The 16804-nt window shown below is 64.4% G+C and carries 14 protein-coding genes; 8 read left to right on the forward strand and 6 right to left on the reverse strand.

The window, feature by feature from the left end; translation table 11 throughout:
• Positions 1-32 precede the first annotated feature (32 nt).
• The 5 genes from ruvB to L21SP4_RS11905 form a co-directional block, all read right to left on the reverse strand.
• On the reverse strand, positions 33-1049 hold the full coding sequence (gene ruvB / locus L21SP4_RS12845; RefSeq protein WP_052882855.1) for a Holliday junction branch migration DNA helicase RuvB: 1017 nt from the start codon (positions 1047-1049) through the stop codon (positions 33-35).
• Between the two features lie 9 nt (positions 1050-1058).
• Positions 1059-1649, reverse strand: coding sequence for a Holliday junction branch migration protein RuvA (gene ruvA, locus L21SP4_RS12850; protein ID WP_052882856.1), 591 nt, complete (start codon positions 1647-1649; stop codon positions 1059-1061).
• Positions 1650-1907: 258 nt separating this feature from the next.
• Positions 1908-2717, reverse strand: coding sequence for a methylenetetrahydrofolate reductase (locus tag L21SP4_RS11895; RefSeq protein WP_052882857.1), 810 nt, complete (start codon positions 2715-2717; stop codon positions 1908-1910).
• Positions 2718-2762: 45 nt separating this feature from the next.
• On the reverse strand, positions 2763-4526 hold the full coding sequence (locus L21SP4_RS11900; protein WP_052882858.1) for a formate--tetrahydrofolate ligase: 1764 nt from the start codon (positions 4524-4526) through the stop codon (positions 2763-2765).
• A gap of 3 nt (positions 4527-4529) precedes the next feature.
• Entirely contained in the window at positions 4530-5549 is a 1020-nt protein-coding gene (locus tag L21SP4_RS11905) for a dihydropteroate synthase (protein ID WP_052882859.1), read from the reverse strand.
• A 178-nt stretch (positions 5550-5727) separates the two neighbouring features.
• On the opposite strand from L21SP4_RS11905, the gene L21SP4_RS11910 reads away from it, so the two are divergent.
• From L21SP4_RS11910 to L21SP4_RS11925, 4 genes are all read left to right on the forward strand, one after another.
• Positions 5728-6927 carry a helix-turn-helix domain-containing protein gene (locus L21SP4_RS11910; RefSeq protein WP_052882860.1) on the forward strand — a complete coding sequence of 400 codons (1200 nt, stop codon included), beginning with the start codon at positions 5728-5730 and terminating at the stop codon, positions 6925-6927.
• Positions 6928-7180: 253 nt separating this feature from the next.
• Positions 7181-9052, forward strand: a complete 1872-nt coding sequence (locus tag L21SP4_RS11915) for an ASKHA domain-containing protein (protein ID WP_052882861.1) — start codon at positions 7181-7183, stop codon at positions 9050-9052.
• A gap of 22 nt (positions 9053-9074) precedes the next feature.
• Positions 9075-9911: a purine-nucleoside phosphorylase gene (locus tag L21SP4_RS11920; RefSeq protein ID WP_052882862.1), complete on the forward strand. Its 837-nt coding sequence runs from the start codon at positions 9075-9077 to the stop codon at positions 9909-9911.
• On the forward strand, positions 9904-10587 hold the full coding sequence (locus L21SP4_RS11925; protein ID WP_052882863.1) for a hypothetical protein: 684 nt from the start codon (positions 9904-9906) through the stop codon (positions 10585-10587). Before L21SP4_RS11920 ends, L21SP4_RS11925 begins: the two co-directional genes overlap by 8 nt.
• 217 nt (positions 10588-10804) lie before the next feature.
• Here L21SP4_RS11925 and L21SP4_RS11930 read toward each other — a convergent pair whose 3' ends face one another.
• Entirely contained in the window at positions 10805-11980 is a 1176-nt protein-coding gene (locus L21SP4_RS11930; RefSeq protein WP_201774641.1) for an ATP-binding protein, read from the reverse strand.
• A gap of 688 nt (positions 11981-12668) precedes the next feature.
• Here L21SP4_RS11930 and thrS point away from each other — a divergent pair.
• The 4 genes from thrS to L21SP4_RS11950 are packed head-to-tail and all read left to right on the forward strand — an operon-like array spanning position 12669 to position 16803.
• Positions 12669-14405 (forward strand): threonine--tRNA ligase, encoded by a 1737-nt coding sequence (gene thrS / locus L21SP4_RS11935; protein ID WP_052882865.1) that lies wholly within the window; start codon positions 12669-12671, stop codon positions 14403-14405.
• 26 nt (positions 14406-14431) lie between these two features.
• Positions 14432-15016 carry a translation initiation factor IF-3 gene (gene infC, locus L21SP4_RS11940; RefSeq protein WP_074041494.1) on the forward strand — a complete coding sequence of 195 codons (585 nt, stop codon included), beginning with the start codon at positions 14432-14434 and terminating at the stop codon, positions 15014-15016.
• A 3-nt stretch (positions 15017-15019) separates the two neighbouring features.
• Positions 15020-15802, forward strand: coding sequence for an electron transfer flavoprotein subunit beta/FixA family protein (locus L21SP4_RS11945; RefSeq protein ID WP_052882867.1), 783 nt, complete (start codon positions 15020-15022; stop codon positions 15800-15802).
• On the forward strand, positions 15799-16803 hold the full coding sequence (locus L21SP4_RS11950) for an electron transfer flavoprotein subunit alpha/FixB family protein (RefSeq protein ID WP_052882868.1): 1005 nt from the start codon (positions 15799-15801) through the stop codon (positions 16801-16803). Before L21SP4_RS11945 ends, L21SP4_RS11950 begins: the two co-directional genes overlap by 4 nt.
• The last annotated feature ends 1 nt before the right edge of the window (position 16804 follow it).

Here is a 16804-nt window from a genome sequence, read left to right on the forward strand (position 1 = left end):
TGATCTGTTCTTGAAAACAGGTCACGCCCGGGCTACAGCAGCCCGTCCTGCCGCGGGGGCGGGGTGAGGCCGAATCGGTGCCAGGTGTGCTCGGTGGCGACGCGGCCCTGGGGGGTGCGCTTGAGGTAGCCTTCGCGGATCAGGAAGGGTTCGTAGACCTCTTCGAGCGTGCCCTGTTCCTCGCCGACCGAGACCGCGATCGATCCCAGACCGACGGGGCCGCCGGAGAACTTCTCCAGGACCGTGGTCAGAATCTTCTTGTCCATTTCGTCGAGGCCGTTTTCGTCGATGTCGAGCAGCCCGAGCGCGCGGTCGGCGGTCTCGCGGGTCACGCGGTTGTCGGCCCTGACCTGGGCATAGTCGCGCACGCGACGCAGGAGGTTGTTGGCGACGCGCGGCGTTCCGCGCGCGCGGCCGGCGATCTCCAGCGCGCCTTCCTCCTCGATCTCCACGTCGAGCAGCCGCGCGGAGCGGCGGATGATCTCGGCCAGCTCCTCGCGCGGATAGTAGTCGAGCCGGTTGGACAGGCCGAAGCGGGAACGCAGCGGGGCGGAGAGCAGGCCGCTGCGCGTGGTGGCGCCGACGAGCGTGAACGGAGGGAGGTTGAGCCGCACCGAGCGCGAGTTGGGGCCCTGGTCGATCATGATGTCGATCGCGAAGTCCTCCATGGCCGAGTAGAGGTATTCCTCGACCGTCTTCTGCATACGGTGAATCTCGTCGATGAACAGGATGTCGCCGCGTTCGAGATTGGTGAGCAGGCCGGCCAGATCGCCGGGCTTGTCGACCACCGGGCCGGAGGTGGCGCGCAGATCCACCCCCATCGCATCGGCGAGGATGTGGGCCAGCGTGGTCTTCCCGAGTCCGGGCGGGCCTGAGAGCAATACGTGGTCGAGGACATCGCCGCGCTCGCGCGCGGCCTGCACGAACAGTTCAAGCCGTTCGCGAATCTTTCCCTGACCTACGAAGTCGGTGAAGGTATGCGGCCGCAGCCGCACATCCAGTTCGGCGTCCGGCTGTTCGAAGGGGGTGATGCCGTGTTCTTCGGTCATGGTCGTGTCTCAGCCCGCCAGGGCATGGCGGACGATTTCCTCCACGGTGGTCTGCTCGGTAATGTCCTTTTCCGCGGCGCGCAGCATTTTGCGCGCCTGGTCCTCTTTGTAGCCCAGCGAGACCAGCGCGAGCGCGGCATCGCTCATGCGCGTATCGCCCCCCGAGGCTTCACCGGACACCGCTTCGAATTTTTCGCCGGCGGTAAACTTGTCGCGCAGTTCCAGCACCATCCGTTCGGCGGTTTTCTTGCCGATGCCGGAGATGGTGCCCAGACGTTTCGCGTCACCCTCCACCAGCGCGCGCTTCAATTCGCGGGGCGGCAGGCCGCTCAGGACGCTTATGGCGAGCTTCGGCCCCAGGCCGGTGACCCCGATCAGACGCTCGAAGAGATCCTTTTCCTCTTCCGTCCCGAAGCCGAAAAGCAGGTGCGCGTCTTCCCGCACATGATCGTGTATCAGGACGCGGCAGCGCTCGCCGAGCCGCGGAAGACGATCGTACGTGCCGAGCGGGATAAACACCTCGTAGCCGACCCCGCCCGCGTCGACCACGGCGCGGGTGGGGGCTTTGTCGCAGAGCGTGCCGTCCAGAAAAGCGATCATGGAGCGTGAGTGTATCAGGAGAGGGAGAGAGGGGGAAGGGGATTCACATGAAGAGCATGAAGGTGAGTTGAGGGGGGGGACGTAATCCGTACTCGCACTCGTACTCGTACTCGGACTCGGAGCGCCGAAGGCGCGATCCCATCCGTGTTCTCTCTTACGCTCGTAGTAGGCCCGCAGACCTGCGAAGCAGGGCCAGGGCCGTTATTTTCACGCGCCTTGCCTGCGGGGCAGGCTTGCGGCGCTACTACGTACTTTTCCTCACGCCACCGTGCGCTGTGTGCTCAGGGCCTCGTCGAAGCGCACGATCTGCTTCTTCATCCCGAGCAGGGCGAGGTAGACGCCGAAATCGGGGTAGTTCTCGCGCAGCGCGACGAAGTTGGCGATCGGATCGTAGTTCCGGTCCTCCGGGGGAAGATCGTAACCGACACACTCGGCGACCAGATCGATCCGCTTGGACATGAAGGATTCCACGATTACCGGAACGCCGGCGTTGCGGAGCCAGTCCACGTTTTCGTGGCGGCGGATCACCGGCTGGGTGACGATGAACTGCGCGCCGGCCTCGAGCTTGCGCCGGAGTTTGTCGCGCTCGGCGTCCTGCGGCTCGTAGTGATTGAACGCGACGCCGCAGACGAAATCACCCGGATGTTCGCGGTGGATGTACTCCATGAGTTCGACCGAGGTCACCGTCGTGCCCCCCGTGCCGAGTTCCCCGGGTTCCAGGCGGTGCATGCGCTCGGAACCGTCGCCGCTGACCGCCAGGATGTAGCGCGCGCCTTTTTCCTTCATCTCGGCGAGAATGCGGTCGAGGTCCGCTTTGATGTGGAACGTGTTCAGGTGCACCAGCACCCGCTCGGGCTTCACGTCCGCTTCAACGGCGTCGAGGGTTTCCATGGCCTCGAAACTCAGCATGCCGAGGGGGTTGTCGGTGATGCAGGCCACCCAGTCGCGATCCATGGTGATGGCGTATTTTTCCGCGAACTTTTCGAGGTCGCCCTCAATATTTTCGCTCGCCTGCTTGGGCGTCAGCACCTCGTTGAGGAACCGTCCGGGTTCAAACCAGTCTTTCATGACCACCCCCCTCACGCATTTCAGCGCGCATGTTTTGTCTTTTTTTCAGAAGAGTCCCTCTACTTTGCCCGTGTCGGGATCGACATCGATCCGCCGGTAGGCGGGATTGGACCCGGTTCCGGGCAGGAGTTTGATCGTTCCGGCCACCGGCACCAGGAAGCCCGCGCCCCGGTAGGTGAGGATATCGCGCACGGGCAGCGTCCACCCCGCCGGCCGCCCCTTCAGTTCGGGGTCGTGGGAGAGGCTCAGGTGCGTCTTGACCATGCAGGTTCCCATGGACCGGGCTTCCGGGTCGTTTTCGAGCCGCGCCAGTTTCTCCTCCGCGAGCGGTTCGAAGGTAACGCCGTCGGCGCCGTAGATGTCCCGCGCGATCAGCTCGATCCGCTCGCGCAGCGGGGTCTCGAGTTCGTACAGGAAGCGGAAGTCGCCGGGCTCTTCCGCTGCGGCCTCGACGGCCTCGGCCAGCTCGCGCGCCCCTTCGCCGCCGCGCAGCCAGTGTTCGGAGACGGCGAAATAGGCGTCGTGCGCCTCGGCCACCTTCCTCACCACCTCGCGTTCCGCGGCGGTGTCGGTGTGGAATCCGTTCAGGCACACGACCGGCCGCACGCCGCTCCGTTTCACGGTCTCGATGTGCGCGGCCAGGTTCCGGCATCCGCGTTCGACCAGTTCGAGGTTCTCCTCTTTGTAGACGTCGTCGAGCGGCAGGCCGGGTTTCACCTTCGGTCCGCCGCCGTGCATCTTCAGCGCGCGGATGGTGGCGACGAGCACGACGGCGTCGGGGGCGAGTCCGGAGTAGCGGCACTTGAGATTCCAGAACTTCTCGAACCCGATGTCGGCGCCGAACCCGCTTTCCGTGACCAGGTAATCGCCGAGCCGCGAACCCAGCCGGTCGGCGAGCACGGAACTCTGGCCGATGGCGATATTGGCGAACGGCCCGGCGTGCACGAAGACCGGCTGGCCCTCGACGGTCTGCATCAGGGTCGGATCGAGCGTATTGCGCATCCACGCGGTCATGGCGCCGTCGACTTCCAGATCGGCGGTCGTGACCGGACGCCCGTTCCGGTCGGTGGCGAGCACAATCTTTGCGATGCGTTCGCGCAGGTCTTTCAGGTCGCGCGCCACGGCGAGAATCGCCATCAGTTCGCTGGAGACGGTGATCTGGAAGCCGGAATCCATTTCCAGCCCGTCCATTTTGCCGCCCTGTCCGATGGTGATATTGCGCAGCGCCTGCGCGCAGAAATCGATGGCCCATTTCCAGTGAACCTGCCCGGGGTCGATATCGAGCCGCTTCAGGTTCGCGCGGGCCAGTCGTGCGTCGTCGTAGTTGTGTTCGTGCTGCATGCGTGCCGTCAGCGCGGTCATCGCCAGATTGTGCGCGTTGGTCATCGCGTCGATGTCGCCGGTCAGCCCGAGCGAGAACGGCGTGAGCGGGATGCACTGGGCCAGGCCGCCCCCGGCGGCGGAACCCTTGATGTTGAAGGTGGGGCCGCTGCTGGGCTGGCGGATCGCGCCGACCGGGCGTTTGCCGATGGCGCCGAGTCCCTGCACCAGCCCCATGGTGGTGGTGGTCTTGCCCTCGCCCAGAGGGGTCGGCGTGATGGCCGTGACGTCGATGTATCTGGCGGAACCGGCCCCGGGCATCCGCTCGAGCACGCGGCGGTGGTCCACCTTCGTAAGCTGCCGCCCCATCGGGATCAGCTCTTCGGGGCGCAGACCGATATCCGCCGCCAGGCGGTCGATCGGGATCATCCGCTCCTCCGCCGCCTGCGCGATCTCCCAGTCTTTCATTTTCGTCGGGTCAAGATTCATCGTCTAGATTTCCCCTTCCCTCGCCGCGGTGATGAAGTTCATGCCGAAATCGTCCTTTCCCGTAAGAAGATCGCGGGCCAGCGCGTATGCGCGGTTCTCCCTGTCGAGGGCGGCGAGCGCGCCCGAATTGATATGGGCCGGATCGACGATTCCGCCGTCCGCACCCGCATCCACACAGAGTTGCGTGAATACCGTATTGATGAGTTTGCGTTTCGGCAGCCCGAACGAGACGTTGCTGAACCCTCCGGTGATATGAATCGTACCGCCGAACTGCGTCCTCGCCGCCCGGCAGGCCTCGATGACCGCGGCTCCGTGCTGCGGGTCCGTGGCCACGGGCATGACCAGCGGATCGAGGTGGATGCGGTCGTCCGCTATGCCGCGCCGACGGAGTTCCTCCATCAGCGCTTCAAAATTCCGGATCCGGTCCGAAGCGTCGGCGGGCATCGTATCGCGACCCGCCGCGGAGGCGATCACCTCAGCGCCGCTCTCCGCGGCGAGATCGGCGGCATCCATGCGTTCGAGCGAGACGGAGTTGATCATCGGCCGCCCGCGCGACGGGTCGCAGGCGGCAATCCCGGCCCGCAGAACCTCCACGCTGGACGAGTCGATGGCCGGCGGCAGGGAGGACGCCTCCTGCGCGACCCCGCACAGCCACGTCATCGCGTCGGCGCGCACGGAAGGATCGGATGTATATTCGTCGACATTCAGATCGAGAAAATGGGCGCCGTCACGCTCCTGGCCGGCGGCCAGCCGGGTCAGGTAATCCACGCCCAGTTCGGCCGCCTCGCCCGAACCGAGCATTCCCTGCGCGATCGCCACGGCACACTGCCGCACCCGCCCGCGGGACCAGAGGTCGCCTTCGCGGATCGCGGCGGGAATGGGCAGCAGGCGATCCCCGTCTTCGGCGCGGTAGCGCACGTAATGATCGCCGTCCTTTTCGACGACAAATTTCCCGTCCGTGCGGTACACCCTCGTGCAGTGCAGCTTTTCCCCAATCAGAATCAGCGCGTCGCGTTCGCTCATATCAATCTCCCGGTTGCCCGCTCTCCAGACCGGTCTTTCAACCGTACCGCCATCATAAACGCAGCCGGGATACGCCCGTATAGGGAATAGTGGCTGAACGATAGCAATATCTTGCTTGTCGAAAAAATAATCGCGGCCTAAATTAGGCTCATTAAGGCCCTTTCAGGGGGGTGCGGATATGAATTTGTTGTCGAACCATCTGATCAGGACGGTAATACGCAGCTATCGCGAGCGGTACGGTATCCGCCCCCGTATCCTGGATACGGAGGGTAGAATTCTCAACGCGGGGAAGAGCGACGAGGTCAACTCTCTCCCCGTGCTGATCAAGGGGCGTCACGATGCGATACGCGAGGCGGTGCGCTGGGGCGAGGCCTACACTTTTTTCCTGATGCCGGGCGTACTGAGCTGGGTGGTGCCGATCGTGCACCGGGAATCGCTGCACGGGGCGCTGACCGGGGGCGAGGTGGTCACGGAGGAGGACTTCGATCTCGCCGCGGCCGTCAACTATCTGACGGAGGCCGGGTGCGAGCGCGCGGCGGCGCAGCGGTATACGGACGCGCTCCCGGTATGGCCGCATGAGCGTCCGCGGGAGGCGGCCGATTACCTCTACCAGCTTCTCTACGATCACACCCGGCTCCGCCCGCTGCTCCTGCGCCGCAACAATGAGAATGCGCGCCAGCAGCGCCAGATCGCGGAGGAAATCCAGCAGCGCAAGGTCGCCCAGAACCGGATCTATCCGTTTGACCAGGAGCAGATGCTGCTCTCCCTCATCCGTGTCGGCGACAAAGCCGGCGCCCGCAAGCTGCTGAACAAGATGCTGGCCGCGATGTTCCTCTACTCCCCCAAGGTGTACGTCGTGCAGGCCCGCGCCATCGAGATGCTCGGCTACCTGGTGCGCACCGCCATCGAGGACAGCCCCATGCTGCGCCCGCTGCTGGAGAATCATCGCCACTGGATCGAGGAGATCCTCGAGGCGGACGACTTCGAGCGCCTGTGCGAAGTGCTGCGCAACGCGCTGGACGAATTCATGAACCGCATCTATCTTCAGGGCTACAACCGCAGCAATGCCAAGGTCCGTGAAATCATGAATTATCTCGCCGAGCATTACACCGAACCGATCTCGCTCGACGACGTGGCGCAGGCGGTGAACCTGAGCCGCTTCCGCGCGGCGCACCTGGTCAAGGAAGTGACCGGCAAGACCATTCTGCAGCACGTGAAGCGGATGCGCGTGCAGAAGGCGCGCGAACTGCTCGATCAGAGCGAGCGCAATTACGCCGACATCGCCTACGAACTGGGCTTTTCGGATCAGAGTTATTTCATTAAACAGTTCCGTGAGCTGACCGGTACCACCCCCGCCCGCTACCGGCACCGAAGGTGAGGGGGGGAAAGAGTGTGAGTGAGAAACCTGAGACCTGAGTAAGATGCAGAGTCAGGTGGACGACCATTGAAATCCAAATCGAAATCGATAGGTACCGCAGACCCGTGGAGGGTCGGCTTCCACGCCGACCGCAGGTTCGTGGAATGCGTTGACCTCGTGCACGGGGTGGAACCGGACGGGGTGGAACCCGTCCCTCCAGGTGGGGTCAGAACCCGTCCGGCCGCCGTCACCCAACAATCGGTAAGCAAGAACGATGAACATCACATTTGAAGTCAACGGAAGAGACATCGGCATCGCGGGCGATGCGGACCGCACGCTGGATCTGCTGGCCATCGACGCAGGTGTGCCGCTGGACCGCCGCTGCGGGGGCAAAGGGGTCTGCCGCCGCTGCCGGGTCCTGCTCGGCCCCGGCAGGTACCGGGTGCAGGGGGTGGACCGGGAGGTCCCGGAGGGCGGGGAAGTCGAAGGGTTCGCGTGCCTGACCCGAGCGGTCAGCGAGGGATGCCGCGTGCGCGTGCCGGCCTCTTCGCTGATCGAGGAAAAGGGGCAGATCGGCATCGACTTCCGCACCGGGAGTTTCCAGTTCGGGGCCCGCACCCGCCGTCTCTGCGTGGAGGTTCCCGCGCCTACGCAGGATCATCCGCGGGCGGACCGCGAACGCCTGCTCCGCGCGATCGAGACCGGGGCCGGAATGAAGGACGTGCGCGTGCCGCTTACGATGATGCGCGAGCTTCCGCTTCTGCTCAACGGGGTCGCGGAGACGGTGACGGTTACGCTGAGCCGCTTCAACCACCAGTGGTACATGGTGCGGGCGGAGCGCGGCGATACCACGGACGCGCCGAATCTCGCCGTCGTCACGGATATCGGAACGACCACCGTGGTCTGTGCGCTGGTCGACCTCAACACCGGCGCGGTGCTCGACAAGGTTTCGCGTTACAATCAGCAGATCCGGCTGGCGGACGACGTGGCGTCGCGCATCTCGCTCGCAGAGACCCCGGCCCAGCTGGAGGAGATGCGGCGGCTGGTGATCGGGGAGTCGATCAATCCGCTGATCGAGCAGCTCTGTGCGCGCGCGGAGACCGAACCCGATTTCATCCACCGGCTGGTCGTCTCCGGGAACACCGTGATGATGCACCTGTTTCTCGCGATCCCGCCCGTCCATATCGGGCGCATCCCCTTCCAGCCCGCCGCCCACGTGCATGAACAGTACTGGGCGGCGGAGTCGGGGGTGGAGATCCATCCCCGCGGAGTGATCGACCTCGTGCCCGCAATTTCGGGCTACGTGGGCGGGGACCTCACCGCCGATATTTACGTCTCGGGCCTGCACCGGCGCGAGCAGGGGATCGCGGCGCTGATCGATATCGGGACCAACGGCGAGATCGTGCTCGCGGAAAACGGCTCGCTGTGGGCGGCGGCCACCGCGGCGGGGCCGGCCTTCGAGGGCGCGGGCCTCCGCCACGGTTCGCGCGCGGCGGAGGGGGCGATCGAACACATCCGGCTCGACGGGGAGGGGAACATAAGCCTTTCCACGATCGGCGACGTACCGCCCGCCGGAATCTGCGGGTCGGCGATCATCGACTTCATCGCCGAACTCAACCGCCGCGGCTGGCTGACCCCGGCCGGCCGGTACGTGCGCGAAAAACTGGAGGCGGCGGGCCGGGCGGTGGAGATCGAAGAGGGTGGACACAAGCTGCTCGCCTGCGTCCTGGCGGATGCGGAGTCGTCGGCCAGCGGCGAACCGATTGTCGTGACCGAGGGCGATGTCGCGGAGGTGCTGAAAGCGAAGGCCGCAATCTATGCCGGGATGCAGACGCTGCTGCGCGCGCGCGGACTCGGCTTCGAGGATCTCGAGCAGCTTATCCTCGCCGGCGGGTTCGCGCAGTATGTGGACCTGCGCAATGCCATGGAGATCGGCCTGTTGCCGCGTCTTCCGGAGGAGCGGGTGGAGAGCATCGGGAACGGCTCGCTGGCGGGTGCGTATCTCGCGGCGGTGGACGAAGACGCCTGCCGGACGTATCAGACCATCGTGCACCGGCCGCGTATTATTCCGCTCAACCTGCAGCCGGATTTCGAGGACGATTTCATCGACGCGCTTTCGCTACCGGAGGGCGACGCGGTCTGCTGAACTGGAGGAGGGCTCACCCGACATGATCGACCTCAACGACCTCAGGCGCGCGCAGTACGCCGTACGCGATCACTGGCCCGACGCGCGGCCGCGTGCCGGGCTGGTGCTCGGCTCGGGCTGGGGCGAGGCGGCGGCAGACTTCGCGGTGATCGATTCGATCCCCTATCTCGAGATTCCGGCCCTGGGGCAGACCGGCGTCACGGGACACGCGGGGAGGCTGGTGCGCGCCGAAGCGGATATCGGCGAGATGTGGATCTTCGAAGGACGCCGGCACTGGTATGAGGGTGAAGGGTGGACGCCCGTCGTGCTTCCCTCCTGGCTGCTGCATGCCTTCGGCGCGCGACTGCTGCTGCTGACCAACGCCTCGGGCGGCATACGCGACGACCTCGGGCCCGGATCGCTGATGATCGTGGAGGACCACATCAACCGGCTGGGCGGACATCCCCTGATCGGGCCGCACCGGCCCGAACTCGGTCCCCGGTTCCCGGATCAGTCGGAGGTGTACGACCGCGCGCTGCGCGGAATTCTGTCGCAGGCCGTGGAATCGGCCGGGGCGGAGCCCCGCCGCGGCGTCTACGTGGCGGCCTCGGGCCCCGCATTCGAAACCCCCGCCGAAATACGCGCGTTCCGCGCAATGGGCGCCGATGCGGTGGGGATGTCCACCGTGCCCGAGGCCGCGGTGGCCTGCGCGCTCGGGCTGCGGGTGGCGGCCCTCTCCTGCGTGTGCAACCGCGCCGCCGGGCTCGGCGATGCGCCGCTCTCCGAAAGTGAGGTCGTGGAGGCCGCGACCCGCGCGCTTCCCGTAATGCGGCGGGTGCTGAAACGGTTTTTCGAAAACAGGGAGGCGTTCCGTGAGTGACCGGACGGAAGAGAACCACGGCAGCGATCAGGGCGGGCCTTCCTTCAGGCTCCGCGAATCCGGCGGCCCCGTGTCGGGCAAAAGCTGTCCCCACTGCAACGCGCCAATGGGGGGGCAGGACGTGATCTGCATGGAATGCGGGTATAACACGCAGACCGGCGAGATCATACGCACCACCACCTCCCGACGGCGCGGCCCGCGCCTCGGGGTGTGGCTGCTGCTCTTTCTCTTGGTCGCCGTGGTCTGGATCGGGTTCCGGCGGCCGGAATGGATCGAGCCGGGGCGCCGCGCGTTCGTGGCGACGTACCGCTGGGCGCGCGAGGCCGTCAACCCCGTGCCGGAGGTTTCCGGGGAGGATCCCGTCGCGCCCGAACCCGCGTCCTCCGCAGACCGGGCGGAGCCTGATGACCGCGCCGCGGGATCGCGGCGCGCGGAGATTCAGGACAGACTCAACCGGAAGTATCCCCCGCTGGTACCCGGGGAATCGGCCACTTTTGAACTGGACGACGGCACCACGTTCCGCGGCGAGTTTCGAGGATTGGAAGGCGATCAGGCCGTGATCAAACGCGAGGACGGCCGCCTCGTGCGGGGGCCGCTGAACCGTCTCTCCCGCGAAACCCGCCTGCGCTGCGACCCGCAGGCGCGGGCGCAATGGGTGGAGGAGAGGGTTCGTTGAGCCGGGAACCTGAAGGCTGAGTATCCTGACGGGATAGACCATGAAGGCCATGAAGGTTGGTTCGGGGGAGGAGGAATCAGAGTCGGGATCGGGATTTGTACTCGTACGCGTACGTTGGGATGCGGGCGGATTTCGGGTCCGGCCAGATCTTACTCAGGTCTCAGGTTTCAGCCCTCCCACTCATGATATACAGTCTTCACCCGCAAGGGTTTCGGCTCTACTGCCAGAGGCATGATACAGGCACGGCCCTGAGATTTGCTCCGAACGGAATGATCTCACGACCCGTATACAGAAGGACTCCGCCGGTGAACCTCGCCCCGGCGTCCTGCGCCAGGGAATTCAGACCGCGGAAATCGTTCCGCTTAAGTGTTTGCGCAAGCTTCACCTCCACGCCGCAGATCCGCCCTCCACTCTCGAGCACGAAATCCACTTCGGCACCGCCGCCGGTTCTATAATGGAGGAGTGCAGGCCGGTTCCGGCTCCACTCGATCTGCTTGATGAGTTCGCCGCCGACGAAGGTCTCAATGAATCGTCCGGCCAGGGTGGGATCACTCATCCATGAGGTCTCCGAAGCATTGAGGAGGTGCGTCATGAGACCGGTGTCGCCGAGCATCAGTTTCGGGGATTTGACGAGACGCTTCCCGAGGTTTGCGGCCCATGGCGGAATCCGATGGATCAGGAACGTGGTTTCAAAGAGCGACAAATAACGCTGGAGCGTTGAGTACGGCACGACCGCGTTGCGTGATACCTCGGCAGCATTGAGCAAAGATCCGGATCGTGCCGCCAGCAGCGCCATGAGTCCGGGGGCCTGGGTGAGGCCTTCAATATGGGAGAGATCGCGAATATCCCTCTGCAGAACGGTGGTCAGATACGAGGCAAACCAGCTTCGCCGCCGGTCATCCGCCCTTCGAAGGGCTTCCGGATATCCGCCCCTGCTCACGCGCGCCGCCAGGTCCGCCCGACACACGGGCGCGGCGGGCTCGCAGGACGGTTTACCGCTCATCAGGCGCTCTACGAATCCATCGCGGCGTTTTTCCTGTTCGCCCTGGGAAAAGGGACGCAGGGTGATGATCTCCATGCGCCCGGCCAGAGATTCCGAGAGCTTGGGCAACATCAGCACGTTGGCGGATCCCGTGAGAAGAAAACGCCCGGGCCGCCGATCTCGGTCCACACAGAGTTTGATGGCGGGGAAGACCTCCGGCGCCTTCTGCACTTCATCAAGAACCACCATGCCCTCAAGGCCCTCGATGAACCCCTGGGGATCATTGGCCACCGCCGCCATGACGCCTGCATCATCGAATGTCAAATAAGTCGATCTTCCGGAGACCTCTTTCGCCAGCGCACGCACCAGCGTGGTCTTTCCCGTCTGCCGCGCCCCGTTAATCAATACCACCGGGGTGTCGGACAGGGCTGCCTTAACTCGATCTTCAATATTTCTTCTTATCATGGTTAAAATATAACTACATCATGGTGAATATGCAAGGTAATGTTGGATCTGCCCTGCTCGGAGCGCCGCAAGCGCCCGAAGGGCCAAGGCGCGTGAAAGATAACGGCCCTTGTCCGCTGCGCGGACCTGCGGGCCTACTACGAGCGTAAGAGAGACCACGGATTACCGATAATACGGATGGGGTCTCGAAATCCGAATCGAAGTCGGGATTCACAGAGAACATGATTCGTACTCCTACTCGTACTCGTACGCGTACGCGTACTCGGAGCGCCGCAGGCGCGATTTTTTCCGGGAACCTGAGTACGCGTACGTTGGGATGCGAGCGGATTTCGGGTCCGGCCAGGTCTTACTCAGGTCTCAGGTTTCAGCCCTCCCACTCCTACACCCACTCCTCAGCGATTCTCATTATGGCTTCACCCTTTTCGGTCGGGGTGGCACCCGACCCTCCCAGTGCCCGAAAATGCGTCGGATATCGACTCGGGAGGGACGGCTGCCACGCCGTCCGCGGTCGGAATGCGGCCATAATGAGAACTGCTGCCCACTCCTCACTCGCAATTGACACGCTCCCCCCCTGACCCTATATTGATGCCCCTGTTTGATTTCTCGCAGCCGAGGATAGTAGAATCAGAGCCTGATGAGTCGGGAGCCGCATGAAAAACTGGAGGTCGTACGACACAGCGCCGCGCATGTGATGGCCGCTGCCGTGTGCCGTCTGTACGACGAAGTGCGTTTCGACATCGGACCCGCGACCGAACAGGGATTCTACTACGATTTCGATCTCCCGGAACGCATCACCTCCGACGACTTTCCGCGGATCGAAGAAGAGATGCGTAAGATCGTGGGTGAGGACCACCCCTTCGAGCGCGTGGAGATGTCGCGGGAAGAAGCGGTCGAATGGCTCGAACAGCGCAACCAGACCTATAAGCTTGAACGCCTCGCCGAAATCCCGGAAGGCGAGACGATCACCTTCTACCGCACCGGCGATTTCATGGACCTCTGCCGGGGACCGCACGTCGAGTCCACCGGAAAAATAAGCGCCTTCAAACTGCTCAGCGTAGCGGGTTCCTATTTTCACGGCATCGAGACGAACCCGATGCTGCAGCGCGTCTACGGTACCGCCTTCACGAACCCCAAAGAGCTGCGCAAACACCTGCAGCAGCTCGAGGAGGCGCGCAAACGGGATCATCGCCGGCTCGGCCGCGATCTCGATCTGTTCAGCATCCGGGAGGACGTCGGTCCGGGCCTGGTGCACTGGCATCCCCGCGGCGCGCGCATCCGGGTGCTGATCGAGAACTTCTGGCGCGACGAGCATTTCCGCAACGGCTACGAGTTGCTCTTTACCCCGCACATCGGCAAGGCCAACCTCTGGGAGACTTCGGGACACCTCGGATTCTACCACGAGAGCATGTACGCGCCGATGGAGATCGACGGGCAGGAATACTATATCAAGCCGATGAACTGCCCCTTTCACATCGCGGTCTACTCCTCGCAGACGCGCTCCTACCGCGACCTGCCGCTGCGCTGGGCCGAGCTGGGGACCGTGTACCGGTACGAGAAGGCCGGCGCGCTGCACGGCCTGCTGCGGGTGCGCGGATTCACACAGGACGACGCGCACATCTTCTGCACCCCCGACCAGGTCGAGGACGAAATCCGCGAGGTGCTCCGGTTCTCCACGGCCATCTGGAAGACCTTCGGTTTCGAGGATATCCGGGCCTATCTCTCCACGCGTCCGGAAAAGGCCGTCGGCGATCCCGCGCGCTGGGAGCAGTCCACCGCCGCGCTCGAGCGCGCGGTCGAGGCCGAGGAGCTTCCCGTGGAGCGCGACGAGGGCGGAGGGGCCTTCTACGGACCCAAGATCGATCTCAAGGTGCGCGATGCGATCGGACGCGAGTGGCAGATGAGTACCATCCAGTTCGACCTCAATCTGCCCGAACGATTCGACATTAATTTCGTAGGCTCCGACGGGCGCGAACACCGGCCCTACATGATCCATCGCGCCCTGTTCGGCAGCCTGGAACGCTTTTTCGGCATCCTGACCGAACACTACGGCGGGGCGTTTCCCGTCTGGCTGGCTCCCGAGCAGGCCAGGATCCTTCCGATCACCGACCGCCAGCTCCCGTACGCGAACGAAGTCGCGGCGGCCTTCCGCCGCGAGGACGTGCGGGTGACCGTCGATGCCCAGCAGGAGAAGATGGGGGCGAAAATACGGCGCGCCCAGCTCGGGAAAGTGCCGTATATGCTCGTGGTCGGCGAGCAGGAAGAGGAGGCCGGCGCCGTGGCCGTCCGCAGCCGGTCCGGGGGGCGCGAGGGCCAGGTGCCCTGGCGCGACTGCCTGGACAGGATACGCGCAGAGGCCGCTGAACGCCGGTAACGGAACCAGGAACCAGGAGGACGAAGATTAGCCCGAAACCTCAGAGTCGAAAAAACCAGCGGGAACGCCCGCCGCGCATGAATCGTAATATCCGCGTGCCGGAAGTCCGGCTCACGGGGGTCAAAGGGGAACAGATCGGGGTGGTCCAGACACGGCAGGCCCAGCGCATGGCCGACGACGCCGGGCTGGATCTCGTGGAGATCGCCCCCACCGCCCGCCCGCCGGTGTGCCGGATCATGGATTACGGCAAGTATAAATACGAGCAGGACAAGAAGCGCAAAGAGGCGAAGAAGAGCCAGTCGCAGACCAAGGTCAAGGAGGTCAAGTTCCACGTGAACGTCGGGGATCACGACTACGAGACCAAACTGCGGCACGCGCGCGAGTTCATCGAGGACGGCAATCGCGTCAAGGGCTCGCTCTATTTCCGCGGGCGCGAAAACGCGCACCGCGATCTCGGCTTCGACGTGATGAACCGCTTCGTGGAGGATCTCAGCGACATCGGTACGCCGGAACAGAAACCGAGGCTGATGGGACGCCAGATTATCACGCTTATCGTCCCCGCCAAAAAGAAGGGCGGCGGAAAGGGCAGGGAGTCCGGAAAAGGGGAGTAGCACATGAATATCGTCGTCTGCATCAAGCAGGTGCCGGATACGGACAAGGTCACCATCGACCGCGAAACAAACCGGCTCAACCGCGCCGGCGTACCCAGCATTATCAATCCGTTCGATGAAAACGCGCTGGAGATGGCGGTCGGGCTCAAGGAGAAGTACGGGGGCAAGGTGACCGTCCTCACCATGGGTCCCCCGCAGGCGGAATCGGCGCTGCGCGACGCGCTGGCCGTGGGCGCGGACGAGGCCGTGCTTCTGACCGACAAGAAATTCGCGGGCGCGGATACCTGGGCCACCTCCTACACCCTCAGCGGCGCGATCCGTAAGTTCGAGGCCTTCGACCTGCTGCTCTTCGGCAAACAGGCGGTCGACGGCGACACCGCGCAGGTCGGCCCCGGCGTGGCCCGGTACCTCGACCTGCCCATGGTGACCTACGCGCGCGAGATCGAGGCGGACGACGGCACCTTCCGGGTCAAACAGGTTACGGAAGACGGATACGACGTGTGGGACGTCCCCGCCCCTGCCGCCTGTACGGTGGTCAAGGAGGCCAACACGCCGCGCATGCCCTCGCTCAAACTGAAAATGCGCGCCAAGAAGGCGGACATCCCCGTGTGGTCGGCCGACGACCTCGAAGCCGATTCGGAAAAGATGGGGCTCAAGGGATCGCCCACCAAGGTGGTGAAGATCTTCCGTCCGCCGGTGAAGATGAACAAGGAGAAGCTGGAGGGCGAACCCTCCGAGATGGCGACGAAACTCATTCACCGCCTGAAAGAGAGGAAGCTGCTATGAGCGCGGAAATCTGGGTCTTTGCCGAACAGCGGCGCGGGGCACTCGCGCCCGTAGCGCTTGAACTGCTCACCGAAGGACGCGTCCTCGCCGAAAAATCGGGCTACACCCTGTGCGCGGTGCTCCTCTCCGCAGGCGACGACGACATCCCGCAGGAGCTGTTCCGGTACGGGGCGGAAAAGGTCTACCGCCTGGCCGATCCGGCGCTGGCGGAGTTCAACAACGACCTCTATGCCCCGGCGCTCTGGAATCTCATCGAGAAGGAAATGCCGGAGATCGTGCTCTACGGCGCCACCGCCGTGGGCCGTACTCTCGCGCCCACGGTCGCCGTGATGGGCTACGCCGGGCTGACGGCCGACTGTACGGAACTGGATTTCGACACCGAAAAGAACATCCTGCTCCAGACGCGGCCGGCGTTCGGCGGCAATATCATGGCCACCATCACGTGCGAGAACCATCGCCCGCAGATGGCGACGGTACGCGCGAACGTGTTTAAGAAGGAGCCGCTGGAAAATCCGGCCGGGGACGAGGTGGTGGAGGTGCCCGTCGATACGGGGGGGCACGGCGACCGGATGAAGAGGGTCGAGTCGGTTCAGGAGGTGGCCGAAGATGTCGACCTCAATGCCGCCCAGTTCATCGTCTCCGGCGGACGCGGGGTCGGCAAACCGGAGAACTTCAAGATCATTCACGAACTGGCCGAGGAACTGGAAGGCGCCGTGGGCGCGTCGCGCGCGACGGTCGACGCCGGCTGGATCTCGCACCACCACCAGGTCGGACAGACCGGCAAGACGGTCTGCCCCGTCGTGTACATCGCCTGCGGTATCTCCGGCGCGATCCAGCACCTGGCGGGCATGCAGAGTTCGGACGTGATCATCGCGATCAACAAGGATCCGAACGCGCCGATCTTCGACGTGGCCGACTTCGGCCTGGTCGGCGATCTGCACGAGATTGTTCCGGAGTTCACCCGCCAGATACGCGAGATCAAGGGCCGCTCCGGGAACTGAA

The organism is Kiritimatiella glycovorans (assembly GCF_001017655.1).
Classification (GTDB): domain Bacteria; phylum Verrucomicrobiota; class Kiritimatiellia; order Kiritimatiellales; family Kiritimatiellaceae; genus Kiritimatiella; species Kiritimatiella glycovorans.

Bases quoted from the DNA above. Each gene is read 5' to 3' on its own strand.
- L21SP4_RS11915 (WP_052882861.1), top strand. From the start codon at position 7,181: ATGAACATCACATTTGAAGTCAACGGAAGAGACATCGGCATCGCGGGC.
- L21SP4_RS11950 (WP_052882868.1), top strand. From the start codon at position 15,799: ATGAGCGCGGAAATCTGGGTCTTTGCCGAACAGCGGCGCGGGGCACTC.
- L21SP4_RS11920 (WP_052882862.1), top strand. From the start codon at position 9,075: ATGATCGACCTCAACGACCTCAGGCGCGCGCAGTACGCCGTACGCGAT.
- thrS (WP_052882865.1), top strand. From the start codon at position 12,669: ATGAGTCGGGAGCCGCATGAAAAACTGGAGGTCGTACGACACAGCGCC.
- L21SP4_RS11905 (WP_052882859.1), bottom strand. From the start codon at position 5,549: ATGAGCGAACGCGACGCGCTGATTCTGATTGGGGAAAAGCTGCACTGC.
- L21SP4_RS11945 (WP_052882867.1), top strand. From the start codon at position 15,020: ATGAATATCGTCGTCTGCATCAAGCAGGTGCCGGATACGGACAAGGTC.
- L21SP4_RS11910 (WP_052882860.1), top strand. From the start codon at position 5,728: ATGAATTTGTTGTCGAACCATCTGATCAGGACGGTAATACGCAGCTAT.
- ruvB (WP_052882855.1), bottom strand. From the start codon at position 1,049: ATGACCGAAGAACACGGCATCACCCCCTTCGAACAGCCGGACGCCGAA.
- ruvA (WP_052882856.1), bottom strand. From the start codon at position 1,649: ATGATCGCTTTTCTGGACGGCACGCTCTGCGACAAAGCCCCCACCCGC.
- L21SP4_RS11895 (WP_052882857.1), bottom strand. From the start codon at position 2,717: ATGAAAGACTGGTTTGAACCCGGACGGTTCCTCAACGAGGTGCTGACG.
- L21SP4_RS11900 (WP_052882858.1), bottom strand. From the start codon at position 4,526: ATGAATCTTGACCCGACGAAAATGAAAGACTGGGAGATCGCGCAGGCG.